A 15,955-nucleotide genomic window follows, 5' to 3' on the forward strand; every position below is an offset into this window, starting at 1 on the left:
AGGCCGCCTTGCTGTGTGCGATCCAGGGTGGTGCCTTCATGCTGGCATCGATCTCGATGGCAGTTTCGAACATGTGGTCGGACGCATCCCAATCCCCCAGTAGCCCCGCCAGACTGCCCAACCGCCGCGAAGCTGCCCCGGCACAAACTGTCGTGGCGCCTGCGGTAATGGTCAGCTTCTCATAGGGCATCAGTTTTTCGTAAACGGTCTTTGCGTGCTCCTCGTGTCCGACCGCCACGCAAATATCTGCCAGATAAGAAAGCGTGGTGGAGTAAAGCGCGTCCTTGGGCAGTTCGAAGCCTGTTTCGGCCAGTTCGTTCAGAATGCGTTCAGCGGCGTCCCTGAAGCCCAGTTCCATTGCGATCACTGCGAAGCCGGGTTGCCATGTCGTGTCTTCGGGGCTCTCCGACATCAGGCGCTTGATTACCGGGGCCACTTCCTGAAGGCGGTTCTGCTCCCGCCGAATTGTGAACATCTGGACTCCGTAAACGCCTTCGACATGTTCCCCATGGGTCCGGCGGCCGATCTTGACGGCTTCGTTCGCATATCTTTCGGCCAGTTCGAAATCTCCCTCCAGGATCGCGATCATCGCACGGGCGTGAACCTGCACCCAGTAAAGCTGGAGGTGGTTTTCCTTCTTTGAAATGTCAGTCAGCATGTCCAGCGAATGATCCATCAGCTGGCGGTCGGCCATTTCGGCCCCTAGAAACAGGCTGAGCGTCCGGTCCCGGCCCTGATCTATAGTACCCAGCTTCTCGGCGACGCTGTGCATAGCCTGAAGGTTCTCGCGCCAATGGTCCCGCTCATCCTTGCTGCGCGCAATGAACGGAGCTCCGAAGCGTGACATCATGACCGAGAACTGGGCCTTGTGGTCGCCAAGCTTGGCGGCCAACTCCATGGCTTCTCGCCCGAAGGCGCTGCTCTTTTCGTATTGCCCCGTGAACGCGTAGGCGCGCGCAAGCTGACTTTTCAGCCCGGCACGGCGTTTTTCGTCCTGTTCCGAAAGGTCCTCCAGGGCCTGATTGCAGAACAGGATCGCCTTGGCATGCCAGTCGCTGGCCATCATGGCTGCATCGGCAAAGTGGTTCGCCGCGTCCGCGGCAAGTTCGGCATCACCAATCTTGCGTGCGGCATTCCACGCTTTTTCGAGGATCGCGATACAGTCGGGCAGGCGACCGGCGCTGTCATAGCTTCGGCCGATCAATATCTTTGCGGCGATGACAGCCTTGGATTCTTCGCCGCCCAAATGGCGGGCGGCCTTTTGGGTTTCGTTGGCGTTCGAGATTGCCTCGCGGCTGGCAGAACGGGCCAGTGCCAGTTCGGTTGCGGATCGCCACCGCTGGAAAGCCGCGGGCCAGTCTTCGGCCTCGGTCAGGTGGCGGGCGACCAGTTCGGGCTGCCGGGCGATTTCTGCCGAGCGCAATTCGTTCAGGGCTTCGGCGACGCGCGCGTGCTGTTGCCGTCGTGTCGTTGCCAGCATGGATTGATAGGCCGTGTCGCGGATCAGGGCGTGACGAAAGACGTATTTCCTTCGGCTGTGGCCGCTTTCGAAGATGAGCCCGGCGTTGCGCAACTCCTCCAGACAGGCGGGTATGTCGATCCGGCTGTCCGCCATGGACGCGGTCAGAAGGGCCGGCTCGAACTCGCGGCCGATCACCGCCCCGGCAAGAGCAACCTGTTTCGCATTCTGCGATACCGCGTCGAGACGCGCCATCAGCGTCCCTTTCAGCGACGATGGAATACTTATTTTTCCCCTTGCGCCTGACGCCCCGATGACCCGGGTCAATTCCTCGACGAAAAGCGGCACGCCATCGGTTTGCTGGATGATAATGTCGATCAGATCGCGATCGGGTTCCTGTCCCGACACATTCCGTACCAGCTCTGCGACGTGATCGGCATCGAAACGGCGCAGTTGCAGGGTCTGGACATGCACATCGCCTTCGGATTGGGCAAGCGACCAGTCTGGCCTGTGGGTAACCAGGATCATCAACGGCAGATCGGCGCAGACATCCTTGAAACGGTCGAGCAGCGCATTGGTCGAAGGATCGATCCAGTGCGCGTCTTCAACGAACAGGATGACCGGCCGCACGCTGGCCCGGACTTTCACGGTGTCGACCAAAGTCTGGATGGTGATGTTCCGCTGTTCTTGCGGCGACATCGCCAGCACCTTCTGTGCGATCTTGCTGCGCGGCGCCACCAGCGCCGCGAATGCGGGCAGCACAGCTTGCCAGTCCAGCCCCTGCCTTGCTCTGAGCATGGCGCTCACATGTTCCAGAATGCGGTCATCGTCAAAATCCGGTGCAACGCCTGCATCCTGCGAGATGCGTTCCGTGACAGGGTGGAACGGGCTGCCGGTCAGGTAGGGGGAACAGTTCAGCCGGATGATATCGGCGTATCCCGCCACAGCGTCGTCGGCCAGGAATTCCTCGGCGATCCGCGATTTCCCGATACCGGCTTCGCCGCACAGCAGCACAACTTCGCCTTTGCCGTCTTTCGCGTGATGCCATGCCTGCTTGAGGATTCCCTTCTCGAGTGTGCGGCCCACAAGGGCGCTGGACAAATCTCCGCCATGGGCCGCGCGAAAGCGGCTTTCGGCGCTGCGCTCTGCCCGTACCTGTAGCAGTTTGCGCGGGGCTTCGAACCCTTTCAGAGCCACCGCTCCAAGCGAGGAGAACTCGAAAATCCGGTGCAGCGACGCTTCTGTTCCCTCTTCGGGCAACACGATGGTGTTGGGCGGCGCATGTTCCTGAATGCGCGAGGCCAGGTTCAGGATCGGCCCGGTCATGGCGCCTTCTTCATAAGTGTTCTCGCCAATCGTGTCGCCGACCACGACTTCGCCACTGGCCACGCCGATGCGGACGGCCAAGGGGCTGCCGTCCGGCGCCTGCTGTTGGCTCACGCGCTGCACTGCATCGAGCCCCGCCTTGATCGCGCGGACCGCGTGGTCTTCGTAAGCCCTGGGCCAGCCAAAAAAGACGAGCAACCCGTCACCCAGATATTTCGCGACATAGCCGCCGTATCGGCTGACCGCCCCCGCAACACCATCCTGATAGCGCTGAAGCAGGGTGCGCATGTCCTCGGGATCGAAGCGGTTCGTCAATTCGGTCGAACCCACAAGATCTGCAAAAAGAACGGTCAGATGGCGGCGCTCGGCAGCTACGGGGGGCGTTTTCGTATCGGGCGCATCGCCAATGTCGGGCGCCGTGGAACGCCGCACAGGCTCATGTTCTTCCACTTGCGAGGCAATGGATGCCTCACCGGTATTTTCTGCCGCCTCGGCATGGTCGCGCGACATGTCCTGGATTGCTGCAAGCATCAGCTTTCGGTGGCCCAGGCTGACACCGAGTTCCTTCAGATCCTCGTCGCGCAGAAGCGGCAAGACCCTGCCGTCAACATCGTTCTCGCGGAACGCTTCAACATACTGGCTCAAGCCCAGACTGCCCAACCATGTGCTGATTTCAACGTCCATGTGAAACACAATGCTGATTTCGGGAATGCCGATCAAGGTGGTTGCCTTCGATTGCGACCCCTCTCTCTTCGCCGATGTCTTGAACCTCGCTTTGCATCGGCTGCAGCATGCAGGAAGCCCGAAGTTTCCCTCTCCGGACTTCCATCATTGAAAAACGCTCCCTATTCCGCCGCTTTTGCGCTGTCTGCCGGGCGAATGTTGTGATTGCAGCGGAAGAAGTTGTCCGGATCGTATTTGGCCTTTATTTCGGACAACCGCCGCATGTTCGTCCCGTAGACATTGTCGACACGGTCGACTTCATCTTCCGGCATGAAGTTCACGTAAGCGCTTCCCGTCGAGTACGGTTTCATGTCGTCGAACAATTTGCGCGCCCAACCGATGCAGGCATCGTCCATTTCTGCGGTGCTCCATCGCGTGTGCACGTTCATTATGAAGTGCGCCGAACGTTCGGGATAAGCCGTATCGCCGACTGGAACACGGGCCATGGCGCCGCCGACATGCGCGATGAAGACTTCAGACTGCGGGTCAGGCAGGTTGCCGATTGCGGCGACAAGAGTATCGATCGCCTTTTTCGGCAGCCCCGCGAAGTCATGGCTTTTCCAGTAGTTCCGCTCGCCTGGGGTCAGGAGGGGGTCGAAGGCGGCCTGCCAGCCGACGAATGGATGCGGACCGATAACGTCGACAATGGGGTCGCCCAGCGCGCGCAGGTCGGCCATGGCCTTCTCTCCCTTGGCCATATCACCGGCATAGCAAGCTGCAAAAATCAGAACCTCTTTGCCATGCCATTCTTCCGGCAGGAAAGGCAGAGGTGGTGCTTTGCGCATCACCGTCCAGACGGTCAGAGCATCATCCGCGCTATCCGTGATCGACGTCAGTTTGCCCAGAAGCGAGGGCGCGTCGGCGATCGGATGCACGATCAGTCCGGACATTACCTCCGGCCCAAGCTCGTGCAGCCTGAAATGGAAGGAAGTTACAACGCCAAAATTGCCGCCTCCACCCCGCAATGCCCAGAACAGATCAGCGTGCTGGTCCTTGCTGCACGTCACGATCCCGCCATCCGCGGTCACGACTTCCGCCGACATAAGATTGTCGATCGTCATGCCAAACCTGCGCGTCGTCCAACCGAACCCGCCTCCCAGGGTCAGCCCAGCGATGCCGGTCGTAGAGTTGATGCCCAGTGGAACGATCAGACCATGTGCCTGCGTTTCACGGTCGACATCACCCAGAAGCGCGCCTGGTTCGACCCTTGCGGTCCTGGCACCCGGGTCCACGCTGACAGATGTCATGCCCGAGAGATCCAGCAAAACAGCGCCATCTACGACCGCATGCCCGGCGATCTGGTGTCCACCGGACCGTATCGACATCATCAGGTTGTGCTTGCGCGCGAACCTGACCGCCTGTTGCACATCGCTGGCTCCCTTGGCGTGTATGACCAGCGCTGGTTTGCGATCAACCATCGCATTCCAGATGACCCGGGCGTTTTCATAGCCGGACGTTCCTGGTTGAAAAACATTTCCACGCAGCGACACATCCAAGTTAGCAATCAGGTCGTCTTCAACTGATACGAAACCACTATCCAGAGCGTTGATCTTGGTCATCCTAGTTTCCTCCACCTACAAGACGACAGAACCGCGCCTCCAACCAACCTTAACACTTTGCATTATTTTTCACTGTGAACTTGCTTACAGTTAGAGCTTCGCTGTCCAAGTATCGTAACTTTTTGGGTCAACACTTTTCGGAATCTTGTCCGAGAATACCGGCTTTACAAGGCGCGGGGTGCTGCCGGTCACATCCGCACGCATCTCAATCCAGGTCGAGCCCATCGCCGGGTTGCAGCATCTGTCGCCCCTGCCTGCATCAACTGGCTGATCACGAAGGCAGGCGAGGCGCTCGTCAGAGCAGCCGCACTGCCCGCCTGAAGCCAAGTCAATCTGATAAGACCCGCCCGAATGCATCTAGGCGATCCTGGACGGGAGGCAAGGCCTGGAGGCGTTGCAGCCCACTGCGGTTTTGTCCGCGCCGCAGGCGCAGGTGCCGGGCTCGAAGAACGGCCGTTTACTGGTATTTCCACTCGTCACCTGTGGCTCCACGGCCTTACCTTCGGCATCACCTCCGTCACCTCGACCGTGCGCAGCATACCCCCGTCGATCAGCCCATCCCGGATCCAGCCCAGCGCCTGCCACCAAACCGCGTAGGCACGCCGGGCGGCCTCGATCTGCTGCGGATGCGGGACATAGGTCACCGGACAGGCCAGCACATCCACCGTCCGCCACTTGCCGCGGGACAGCACACGCTCGGTCCCGACCACGACCGTTGTTGCCCTTTCCCCATGCTGATTGCGTTTGACCTCCACCGGGACGCAGCGCGGGACAGCACCGGGCATCCAGTCGGGGGTGAGTCCAGCCCGCGCTAGCTCCGCCACGCGGATCGCCATGCGCTTGCCGCCGAGGCTGTCCGGCATCCCGGCCACGGTTGCCGCGATCACCTCGGCGTCCTCGTGGGTGTAGGTGCCGATCTTGTGCTGACCGCCATCGATCTTGCAGCCCAGCGCGGCGCGTTGCAGCAGGACATATTCGAGGCCGAAGCCAAAGCCCTCTTCGTTTGCGTCCTGTGGTAGCGGCAGCTCAAGCTGTGCCTTCTCGACCCTGAAGGCCCATTCCAGCGCCGCCTGCACGCCCAGCGCCCGTTTCACCCTTGTGCCGCCCCTGCGACTGATCCGTCCCTGAACGCTCATGGGTTTTGTCCCTCGATATTGGTCATTCACAGCACCCCGCGTTCCCGCATCCGGTCCGGGGTCACGAGCCCATGGGCCAGCATGGCGTTGCGCATGGAACTGCTGATGGCGCAGGTTGGCAGATGGCTGTCCGAGTTCACCCAGGCGGCATAGAAGGCCGGCACGTCGGCGCTGGGCGTTGCCGCTGGTGCTGCCGAGCGGGATTGCCTGCTTCGACGTTTCCTGCTGGAATTCCCCGCTTTGCGCTGGGCGGCGCGCTGCATGGCGCGGTCGAGCGCCTTCGGCCCATTGGGTGGTTCGGGATGGTCCTGGCGGGTGGCCTGGGCCGTGGCGACGATCTCGGCCTCGGTGAGCCCCAATGCGTCGCGCCAGCGCTGGACGTGTTGCCGGGGAGGCCAACCCTGCCACCAGCCGGGCAGGGCGGCAGGGTCGAGGCCCAGCGCCTGGAGCAGCTCCCCAAAAAACTGATCAGATATCTCCGCGCGCGCTTGCGCGCCCTCCTCCTCCTTTACTGGTTTACTTAGTGGTTCTCTTACAAGGTTAGTGTCCGGATTTCGGACACGGCTTTCGCGATTTTCCGGACACGGCTTTGTCGAAAAACCGGACACGGCTTTTGCCTCAATCCCATGTCCGAATTCCGGATACGGCAGGGTGGCGGTGACCTCGTCGAAGGGCAGGCAACCACCTTCATCAGGGGTATCGAAAGAGGGCTCTTTCCCGTGTCCGGTTTTCGGACGCGGGGTTCCATCCAACGGCGTGAAGCCCGGCTCGAACCCGAGGATGTAGCGGGTGGGCAGCTGGCGCTTTGTTGCCGGGTCGATCCGCGGCACGCGACGCAACAGACCTGCGGCCTCAAGCCGGTCGAGATGATCGTTCAGCGTGGAGCGGCTGATCTCGCAGTCATGTGCCAGCCGGGCTTGCGATGGGAAACACCCATAGTCCGGGTTGAACCGGTCGCAGAGATGCCAGAGCACGATCTTGGTGGTGGGTTTCAGCCCGCGCTGCCGGATTGCCCAGTTGGTTGCCTCATGGCTCATGGCAACGGCCTCCGCAGAGCAGGGGCAATACGGGTGGTGAATCCGTGATCGGCCAGTGCGCCCAGCGCGTCATCGAGACTGCGGACCAGCGCCCAGCCAAAGCCCTGCGCCAGCACCGCATCCCGAAACGCTACCTGTGTCGGGCTGAGCCGACCCTTGATTGACTTCAGTTCCAGAAACAACACGCGCCCCTCGCAGAGCACCATCAGATCAGCAAAGCCGGCATGAACGCCCATGCCGACCAGGATCGCCTGGCGCTTCGCACCCCGAGGGCCGGCCTCGGTCACCTCGTTGGCGCAGTGATGGATGATTGCGGATCGGGGCAGGGTGAAGCGCAGCGCCTGCACAACCGCCCGCTGCAGATCGGCTTCAGGTGTGCCACGGCGCTTCATGAGCGCACCCTTCCGCCATCCTCGCGCTGGGCGCGCTGAACCGGTCGGCGCGCGTCGATGACCACGAGGAGCCGCTGCGCGGCCTCACGCTCGTCCGCGGTCTCGCCATGCCGGATCAGCACGCCGCAGGCCAATCGGATCAGGGGATCGGAATGATGGGCGACATCGGCAAGGACGGCGCGGGCCTCGGCGAGGCGCTCGGCGGGCCAGTCGGAACTGTGGGGCTGGGCTGTCATGCCCGCCCCCGTGATTTGCGGACCGGATGCGCCTGTTCCTGCGCCCGGATCCAGTCCTGAACGGCGGCCTGGCGATAGAACACCTTTCTGCCTATGCGGGTGCAGGGCGGCCCCTTGCGACGTGCCTCCCAACGGGAAAGCGTATCCGTGGTGAGGCTGAGCGCACGGGCCAGCTGCTCTCGGCTGATCCAGTCAGCCAGAAGGTCGGGGATATCCTTTGGGGCATCCGGAAGGGGGTCGTTCATGATCTGCTCCGTTCAACATCCGCCCCGATACTCGGGGCGCGGGGCCAGCGAAGCAGAGCCTTGGGGGCGGAAGACAGGCGGAAGGTGGAATTGAAGGCCGCACCCCAATTCCGCCCATGTTTCATTGGGGTTTTGGTGATGGTGGCCGTGTCGGAAGAGAGCGCCACGTCAAATATCGGCGCCGGTCCGAGTCGTTCAGGTCAGCGGGACCAACGTTATTGGCGCCAATTGGTCAAAGTTGGGCTGATTGACTGGTATTCAGGCGGATTGGCGGGATTTGGTAGGACCGGAATTGCCGGAAAGGATTATTCCGGTCGTGTTCCGCCGACATTCGGCGGCGTAGCGCTGGGTTGGAGTTGACTGCGCGGAACGTCACCACCGGCAGTCTTGAGGTGCATCCTGAAGTTGCGTAGCGTCCCGGCGAGCAGTCGAGCAGAATCAAAAAGACGAACCATGCCAGCAGCTTGCGCTCCTAGTGGGGGCGGCTCTGGTTTGACGACAGGTATTCTCGAACACCAGCTCTGCACCTCATTTCCGCCCGCGTGCCTGTCACAGCGGGTTTTGTAATCTGCATGCCGATGGCTCTGGTCGCGGGATGCCGCATGCCAAATGGAGTTTCCGCATGCCCCTACCGCCCATTGCCTTCTATTCCATTTACGAGATCGCTGTTCGCTGGGGATGCCATCCGGCCGATGTTGCAGGCTGGGCGGCGGCAGGGCATTTGCAGGTTCTGGCGGGTATCCCGCCTGTTCGTTGTGGTGATGAAACGGTCGCCGGACTGGTCGAGGTGCCGATGGCGGAACTGATGCCGATGTTTCGCCGGTATGGACCGTGCGAGGATCAGGCACGCCTGAGGAGGATTTTGCCACCGGGAAGCTCGATTTGGCTGCAGATAACAGATCCGTCTGAGGGATTACCGATCCGGTCGTCGGACCTGCTTTTGGCCGCGGGGTCGTTACAGCAGTTCGAAGAAGAGCGTGACCTTTTACGTCGTCCGGCCGTGAGCACCGGAGCCAGCCCGCGCTATGAATGGGATGCGATGTATGCCTGGCTGACCTGGTTCCTCTACGAGAAAGGCATTCCCGACACAAAGACCGCGCTGGTCGTTCTGGTGCAGGATTGGTTCGTGCAGAACTCGAAGTCGGGCGAGGTGCCGGATGAAAGCACCATCCGCAAGCGCCTGACCTCACTCTGGCACCGGCTGCGGGGTGAGGAGCCGGCCTGACGGTCAGGCCGATTTCGGGAGATCGGCCTCGCCCAGCGCGGCGTCATGTATGAGGCGCGGCCGCGGGCGCAGGAGGCTGGCCACCGTATCAACCCCTGCGCGCAGCGGGGAATCCATCAGATGCGCATAGCGCTGCGTCGTCTGCATCTGGCTGTGCCCCAGCAGCTTGCCGATCATTTCCAGGGAGGAGCCGCCGCTGACCAGCAGCGAGGCGAAGGTATGGCGCAGATCATGGATGCGGACATCGGCCAGACCGGCATCTTTCTGGACCCTCGCCCAGAACCGACGGATTTCCCGCACCGGCTGGCCGACAGTGTCGCCGGGAAAGAGCCAGGGATTGCCGCGCGGCACGACAAGCTGGCGATGACGCACGATGGCCACCACTTCCTGCGAGACCGGCACGCGATGGATCTTGCGTTGTTTCGTGGTGGAGGCTGGTTTCGACCAGATGGCATAGTCGAGGTTGAACTGTTCGAACCGCGCTGTCCGGACCTCACCGACCCGGGCGCCGGTCAGCATGCAGATGCGGATGATCGCGGCGGCGCGCTGATCCTCGGCGGTGTCGAGCACGGTTGCCAGACGGATCAGCTCCTCGGGGGAGAGGAAGCGTTCACGGGCATGCTCGATCCGGCGGTGAAAACCTTGTGCCGGATTATCCTGCCGCCACTCCCATTCCATGGCCAGTGTGAACATCTTGCGCAGCACTTCGCCCATCCGGTTGGCGCGGATCGGAGTGGGTTTGTGGCCCTGCAGCTTGCGGGCCCGGTTGTTGGGTTTCTGCTTGCAGGGGCGGGGACGGCCTTCTGCCACGATATCGAGGAACCGCGCGACATCGGACTTTGTGATCTCCGTCACCAGCTTGGTGCCCCAGGCAGGTTCGACCATCTTCTTCAGCATCGAGATCTGGTCGCCGGCATTGGTCTTGGACAGCTTCGGCAGATGCTCGGCGATGTAGCGGTCGATCATGTCCGTGACGCGCGGGGCGCCGCGGATTTCCTCCCGCGATGCCAACGGATCCTGACCCTCGTCGACGGCACGACGCAACTCCTTGGCGCGATCGCGGGCGGCCGTCACGCTCCATTCGGGCCAGCGGCCGATCGTCATCCGCCGCTGCCGACCGGCGTGGCGATAGTCGATGGTGAAGGTCCGCGCGCCGGAGGCCTGGACCCGGGCCGCGAAACCGATCACCTCGGTGTCAAATATCTGGTAGCTGGCGCCCGTTCTCGGCTCGGCCTCGCGCAGGGTTTTCTCATTCAGTTTCAGCCTTTTGACCATGCAATCCGCCTCCTTGCCTGACGACACAGGCGTAAACCTGCGCCACCATCAAGTCGGATCACGGGGCAGGGGGCGGAATACAGGCGGAAGGTGGAATTGGGGCGGGGAGGGCAATTCCGGTCAGTCGGATCAAGGGGTTGGAAGGCGCCCAGCGCGTCCCGTGATCGTGAAACGGGATCGATGATCGCAGATCAAGGTTGAGCACAGTAATTCCGGTATCGACTGAAGGTCGCAGCGACAGATCCGGTGCGAATTCATCTGGTGGGTTTGATGACACCTGGCAGATGCATTACCACTTTCGGCATAACCAGTTTGTCCCTGCCTTCCGGAAACCAGCACCGTGCCGAACTCCAAGTCACCCCGAAACCTGACACCCGGCCTCTGCCAGCGGCTTCAGGACGAGATGCTGAAAGCCTGCCAGGATGTGGCTGCGCGCAACGGCTTGGTGGTCGAAGCCAAAGAGATCTCGGGCGTCGATCTGCGCTGGGGTTTCGATCTAGGGTTTCGCGTATCCATTCCGCTCCCAGATGGGAGCGCGCTCGATCCCGAAAGGTTGCGATTTGAAGCCCTCGCTGAAGCCTTCGCGTTGTCGCCGGCTGACTTTGGCCGACAGTTCAGCACCGGCCGCGACACCTTCAGGATCACGGGAATCGATCCCCGCAGGCCGAAGTACCCGATCTCTGCGGAGCGCATCCCCGACGGACAGGGGTACAAGTTCACCGCTGAACAAGTGGCGCTGCTGTTGCAGAAAGAGATGAAGGATGTGACGCCGAAGGGACGGTGATGGCGTGAACGGCCCTTTCCCGACTTTCATCACAGGCCGCGACGCCGCGATGCAGCTCTCGCATTCCGGCCGTTCGCGCATCTCGCAGCATTTTTTCGACGGCAATGACCAGGTTGCGGACAAAGCCGCCGCTCCCATCGCCCAGTACAATGACGGCAGGCAGCCCAAGGCGGTCTTTGGAACCGACTGCAGTTCCAGAGAGGCTGTAGGAGCACGACTGACTGTTCGCTCCGCGAACAGGCGCGCCGCCTCATTGAGGATGGCGCAGCGGCGGGCGGGCGGCGTGTTGCGCCAAACCTCGAAGCTTGCGGCGGCGCTGGTCACGGCGCGGTCCACATCGGCCGCGGTGCCGGCGGCAAAATCGGCAAAGGCTTCGCCGGTGCCGGCATCAAAGCTTTCCATGCGGTTGCCACTGTCGGCGGCAACGAACGCACCATCGATGAAATGGTCGCGCGGCAGGTCCGGCAGGGTGCCGGTTTCGAAATATGTGGAAATCATCCGGTTGGAGGTCATCATGCGTCCTCGCTGCATTTGTAGGTGGACTTGGCCAGCCACTCGGGACAGATCTCGACGCCCCAGCCGGGAGCTTCGGTCACAACCGCCTGGCCGTCCGTGATGGTGAAGGGATCGTTGCGGAACAACTCGCGCTGCCAAGGATAGTAGTCGTCGCCCTCAATCGAGAATTCCAGATAGCGGCCCGGATTGGGCACTGCGCGCAACAGATGCATAGTGAACAGCGTCACCAGCGACAGGTTGGCCGCATGCGGGGTGCAGGGCAGCCCGGCGGCGTGGCCCATGCGGGCCACCTCCATGCTGCGCACCATGCCGCCCAGGTACAGGATATCGGGCTGGATGATATCCACCGCGCGCATCGCGACGATCCGCTTCCACTGTTGCAGATCCCAGTCCTGCTCGCCGCCGGCCACGTCGATGGACAGCTCGCCGGTAACCTCGGCGGTCTGTTCTAGCTCCCAATAGGGACAGGGCTCCTCGAAGTGCTCATAGCCGTTGGCCTCCAGCATCCGCCCGACCTCGATCGCGCGGGCGGGACCAAAGCCCGAGTTGCCATCCACCAGCAGCGCCGCATTCGGCCCCATGGCCTTGCGGATGGCGGGGATGATTGCCTCGGTGCGGCCGTCCCATTCGTCCTGGTCCTGGCCGCATTCGGCACCGACGCGCACCTTGAAGGCGTCAAAGCCGTAGTCATCGCGCAGACGCTGCATGCGCGCGGCCTCGTCCCCGGGCGTGATGTCACGCCGCATGGAGGAGGCATAGGCCCGCAGCGGCCCTGCCGAGCCGCCCAGCAGCTCGGCCACGGGCTTTTTCGCAGCCTTACCGCGCCAGTCCCAGACCGCAGTGTCCAGACCCGCCATGGCCCGGCGCAGATAGGTGCCGGGGAACTTGTGCTCGCGCAGCGGGATCTCAGCGATCACATCCTCCAGCGCGCTCATGCCGCGCCCCAGTGCCCAGGGCGCCACCTGGCGGTGCAGGATCTCGCAGGTCAGGTCGCTGCTGTAGGTGGACACCTGCCCCCAGCCCGTGCTGCCGTCCTCTGCGGTGACCCGCACAAAGCCGACCAGCGGCGTGCAGAAGGTCTCGATCCGGCGGATCCGCGGCCCGGTGTCGTCCCTGCCGCGGGTGTTAGCAACCGGCACCGCGCCGGACATGGAATAAGGCGTGCTCATGCGTCCTCCAGAATGAGATCAGCGGCGCGGTGCGCCAGCATCATGGTCGGGGCATTGGTGTTGCCCGAGGTCAGGTTGGGGAAAACCGAGGCATCGACGACGCGCAGCCCTTGCACCCCATGCGCCTTCAGCCGCGGACTGACCACCGAGTCCTGCGCGTCACGCCCCATGCGGCAGGTGCCGACCGGGTGGAATACGGTGCCGCAGCGCTCGCGGAAATCGGCCAGGATCTGCGCGTCGTCCATGCGCCGCAGGTCTGGATCCATCGCCGAATCCACAAGCTCGTCCAGTGCCGCAGTATTGATCATCCGCTGGCACAGGCGGCCGCCCGCCACGACCTGTGCGCGATCCTCTTCGGTAGCCAGCGAATTGGGGCGGATGCGGGGCGGTGCCGCCGGGTCGGCAGCGCTGATGTCGATACGGCCGCGGCTGGTGGGGCGGGCCGGCTGAAAGCCGATGATGAAGCCTGGAAACGGGTCGGGCTGCACCACCGTGCGCGTGCCGTTCGGCGTGGTGGTATAGGTGACCGGGTTGAAATACAGCTGCTGGTCAGGGTGGACCTGATCCGGTCCGGAGCGGAAATAGCCGCCGCACTGGTTCACTGACAGGGCCAGCGGCCCGCGCCGGGTCAGCGCATACTGCAGCGCCGCGCGCACTTTCCCGGCAAACGGGCGCAGCACGTTGTTCAGCGTTGGCTCAGTGGCGCGGAAGTAATAATTGATGCCCAGATGATCCTGCAGGTTGCCGCCCACATGCGCCGCATCCAGCAGCGGCGTGATGCCGTGGGATTTCAGCAGTTCCGCCGGACCGATACCCGATAGCTGCAGAAGCCGCGGCGAAGTCACGGCACCCGTCGACAGGATGATTTCGCGGCCGGCTCGCAGGGTTTGCCTCCTGCCCTCACGCACCACCTGCACGGCAGCGGCCCGCGTGCCCTCAAAGATGATCCGCTCGGCCTGCACCCCAGTCATCAGGGTGACGTTGGCCCGCTTCAGCGCGGGCTTCAAAAACGCCCGCGCTGAATGCATCCGGCGGCCGCCGCTGGTGTTGATCCGGTAGGCCGCCGCGCCCTCGCAGGCGTGGCCGTTGATATCCTCGGTGCGCGGCAGCCCCAGTTCCTCGGCCGCGGCAAAAAAGTGCCGGTTCACCGGGTGGATCTGATCCGAGACATCCTGCACATGCAGCGGCCCGGCACCATCGCACCCGCCATCGGTGCCAATGCGGCTCTCCATTGCCTCATAGGTCTGCCGCACAGTCTCCCAGTTCCAGCCGTCAGCTCCGGCCGACGCCCAGTCGTCGAAGTCGCGCGGCAGCCCGCGCGCATAGACCAGAGCGTTTATCGCGCCCGACCCGCCCACCACCTTGCCGCGCGGCCAGTAGCCCGAGCGTCCCGCCAGGGCTTCTTCCGGCTCGGTCTGGTATTTCCAGTTTACCTTCGGGTCGAAGAAGGTCTTGCCGTAGCCCAGCGGCAGCGCAATCCAAGGTGACCGGCCTCGCCCGCCGGCCTCAAGCACTAGCACCTTGTGGCAACCGGACACGCTTAGCCGCTCAGCCAGCACGCAGCCTGCGGAGCCCGCCCCCACGATGATGTAGTCGAAGTTTTCCATGGCGTTCCCTGCCGACTCTCAAGGTGTTTCTGGCACGAACAGCTTGGGTTCCATAAACAAATATTTTTTTGATATAGATGTGGAAAAATTTGCAATGCAGGCAGGCCCAATGAATGACATACCTCCTTTGCCCTGGCTGCGAGCATTTGAGGCGGCCTCACGAAACGGTAACTTTTCCAACGCCGGAGATGAACTTGGACTAACGCCCGCCGCTGTCAGTCATCAGGTGCGGTCGCTCGAAGAGCATTTGGGCTATCAGCTGTTTTCCCGCAAAAAACGGCCCATGGAGCTGACCACAATGGGGGAGCTTTATCTGCCTTGGGTCATCAAAGCTTTCGAAACCCTTCGGCTGGGTACGCGGGATGTTTTCGGTACCAGGAACACGCGCCCGTTGAGGATCCGTTGCCTGCCGACCTTCGCGCAGCTCTGGCTTTTAAAGCAGTTGCCTGATTTCCGGGTGCGATATCCGGAGGTCAATATGCAATTGCATATGGGTACTTGGGCTAGCGCGATCCAATCAAGCCAACTTGATATCGAAATTCGATTCGGGAACGGGGATTGGCCAGGGCAGCGCGCAACGCTGCTAGGTCGTCCGCCCGTAGTTCCAGTCTGCCACCCAAGCCTGCAGCCAAGTAGCGAAACGCTTGAGGAGTTGCGAGACTCTCCTTTGATCGAGATCATCGGTGTGGCCGACAATTGGCACCAATTTTTCCGTCAGGAGAACCTAGCGCCCCCCGGGCATATCCCGGCGCTCAATGTGGATCAGAGCATTGCAGCCTTGGAACTTGCCGCAAATGGGATGGGACATGCGCTTGTGTCAGAGCTTTTCGCAATTCCCTATCTGCAAGACGGGCGTCTGGTGCGCTCTCTACCCCTCGAAAAACACACAGACCAGGCGATCTATGTCACCTGCCCGGAGGGTCCCGTCAGCTACGGGTGTCAAATGTTTCTGGATTGGATTGTCGAGCGGTCTTCTCCGATGCGCCAAGTGTGACTAAATTCAAAGTGCTTCGCTGCGCAGGACACAATCGTTTGCCATTTCACGTCTGATTGCACGCATCCAAAGTGCCGAATTGAAAACGGCAGCTTTTCATCGCGGCGGCGCTGCCAAAGTCAAAGCTGGATCTGACGAATGGGATGGGTTTCAAATGACGCTTTATGCTCACTCTGCCGCTCGTGCCTGGCGCAGCATTCGAAACATGGGCTCAATTGACCTGTGGCGATGCAGAACAGAATCCTATTGCGGCGTAGCCTGGAGGTCGACTT

At 62.1% G+C, this 15,955-nt stretch carries 13 protein-coding genes and 1 pseudogene; 3 read left to right on the top strand and 11 right to left on the bottom strand.

Translation table 11 applies throughout. From position 1 onward, the window contains the following. The 7 genes from BLT75_RS22765 to BLT75_RS22795 all read right to left on the bottom strand — a co-directional run. A partial coding sequence (locus BLT75_RS22765; RefSeq protein WP_176828215.1) for an adenylate/guanylate cyclase domain-containing protein occupies nucleotides 1-3,430 on the bottom strand: 3,430 nt, incomplete at its 3' end. 200 nt (nucleotides 3,431-3,630) lie between these two features. Next, nucleotides 3,631-5,067, bottom strand: a complete 1,437-nt coding sequence (locus BLT75_RS22770) for an FAD-binding oxidoreductase (protein ID WP_093037751.1) — start codon at nucleotides 5,065-5,067, stop codon at nucleotides 3,631-3,633. A 476-nt stretch (nucleotides 5,068-5,543) separates the two neighbouring features. After that, nucleotides 5,544-6,203: a hypothetical protein gene (locus BLT75_RS22775; RefSeq protein ID WP_093037754.1), complete on the bottom strand. Its 660-nt coding sequence runs from the start codon at nucleotides 6,201-6,203 to the stop codon at nucleotides 5,544-5,546. Between the two features lie 26 nt (nucleotides 6,204-6,229). Next, a complete protein-coding gene (locus BLT75_RS22780; protein WP_093037757.1) occupies nucleotides 6,230-7,240 on the bottom strand; it encodes a helix-turn-helix domain-containing protein in 1,011 nt (336 codons plus the stop codon). Further along, a complete protein-coding gene (locus BLT75_RS22785; protein WP_093037760.1) occupies nucleotides 7,237-7,632 on the bottom strand; it encodes a VRR-NUC domain-containing protein in 396 nt (131 codons plus the stop codon). The genes BLT75_RS22780 and BLT75_RS22785 overlap by 4 nt, the downstream gene beginning before the upstream one ends. Beyond that, nucleotides 7,629-7,868 carry a hypothetical protein gene (locus tag BLT75_RS22790; protein WP_093037763.1) on the bottom strand — a complete coding sequence of 80 codons (240 nt, stop codon included), beginning with the start codon at nucleotides 7,866-7,868 and terminating at the stop codon, nucleotides 7,629-7,631. Before BLT75_RS22790 ends, BLT75_RS22785 begins: the two co-directional genes overlap by 4 nt. Continuing rightward, nucleotides 7,865-8,113 carry a helix-turn-helix transcriptional regulator gene (locus BLT75_RS22795; RefSeq protein WP_093037766.1) on the bottom strand — a complete coding sequence of 83 codons (249 nt, stop codon included), beginning with the start codon at nucleotides 8,111-8,113 and terminating at the stop codon, nucleotides 7,865-7,867. The genes BLT75_RS22790 and BLT75_RS22795 overlap by 4 nt, the downstream gene beginning before the upstream one ends. 595 nt (nucleotides 8,114-8,708) lie before the next feature. Between BLT75_RS22795 and BLT75_RS22800 the strand changes: the two genes are divergently transcribed. Next, nucleotides 8,709-9,338, top strand: a complete 630-nt coding sequence (locus BLT75_RS22800) for a hypothetical protein (RefSeq protein WP_245706631.1) — start codon at nucleotides 8,709-8,711, stop codon at nucleotides 9,336-9,338. A gap of 3 nt (nucleotides 9,339-9,341) precedes the next feature. On the opposite strand, the gene BLT75_RS22805 is transcribed toward BLT75_RS22800, so the two are convergent. Further along, nucleotides 9,342-10,613, bottom strand: a complete 1,272-nt coding sequence (locus BLT75_RS22805) for a tyrosine-type recombinase/integrase (RefSeq protein ID WP_093037769.1) — start codon at nucleotides 10,611-10,613, stop codon at nucleotides 9,342-9,344. Between the two features lie 340 nt (nucleotides 10,614-10,953). On the opposite strand from BLT75_RS22805, the gene BLT75_RS24675 reads away from it, so the two are divergent. Continuing rightward, nucleotides 10,954-11,397, top strand: a complete 444-nt coding sequence (locus BLT75_RS24675) for a hypothetical protein (RefSeq protein WP_093037812.1) — start codon at nucleotides 10,954-10,956, stop codon at nucleotides 11,395-11,397. Nucleotides 11,398-11,598: 201 nt separating this feature from the next. Here BLT75_RS24675 and BLT75_RS25150 read toward each other — a convergent pair. The 3 genes and pseudogenes from BLT75_RS25150 to BLT75_RS22825 form a co-directional block, all read right to left on the bottom strand. Beyond that, nucleotides 11,599-11,928: pseudogene (locus tag BLT75_RS25150) on the bottom strand (aldehyde dehydrogenase family protein); the annotation flags it as partial. Continuing rightward, complete coding sequence (locus tag BLT75_RS22820) at nucleotides 11,910-13,082, bottom strand: mandelate racemase/muconate lactonizing enzyme family protein (protein WP_093037772.1); 1,173 nt, start codon at nucleotides 13,080-13,082, stop codon at nucleotides 11,910-11,912. The pseudogene BLT75_RS25150 and the gene BLT75_RS22820, both read right to left, overlap by 19 nt. After that, nucleotides 13,079-14,689: a GMC family oxidoreductase gene (locus BLT75_RS22825; protein WP_093037775.1), complete on the bottom strand. Its 1,611-nt coding sequence runs from the start codon at nucleotides 14,687-14,689 to the stop codon at nucleotides 13,079-13,081. The genes BLT75_RS22820 and BLT75_RS22825 overlap by 4 nt, the downstream gene beginning before the upstream one ends. Here BLT75_RS22825 and BLT75_RS22830 point away from each other — a divergent pair. Next, on the top strand, nucleotides 14,688-15,683 hold the full coding sequence (locus BLT75_RS22830) for a LysR substrate-binding domain-containing protein (RefSeq protein WP_093037777.1): 996 nt from the start codon (nucleotides 14,688-14,690) through the stop codon (nucleotides 15,681-15,683). The genes BLT75_RS22825 and BLT75_RS22830 overlap by 2 nt on opposite strands. Nucleotides 15,684-15,955 lie beyond the last annotated feature (272 nt).

It is taken from the genome of Ruegeria marina (assembly GCF_900101475.1).
Taxonomy (GTDB): Bacteria; Pseudomonadota; Alphaproteobacteria; order Rhodobacterales; family Rhodobacteraceae; genus Ruegeria_B; species Ruegeria_B marina.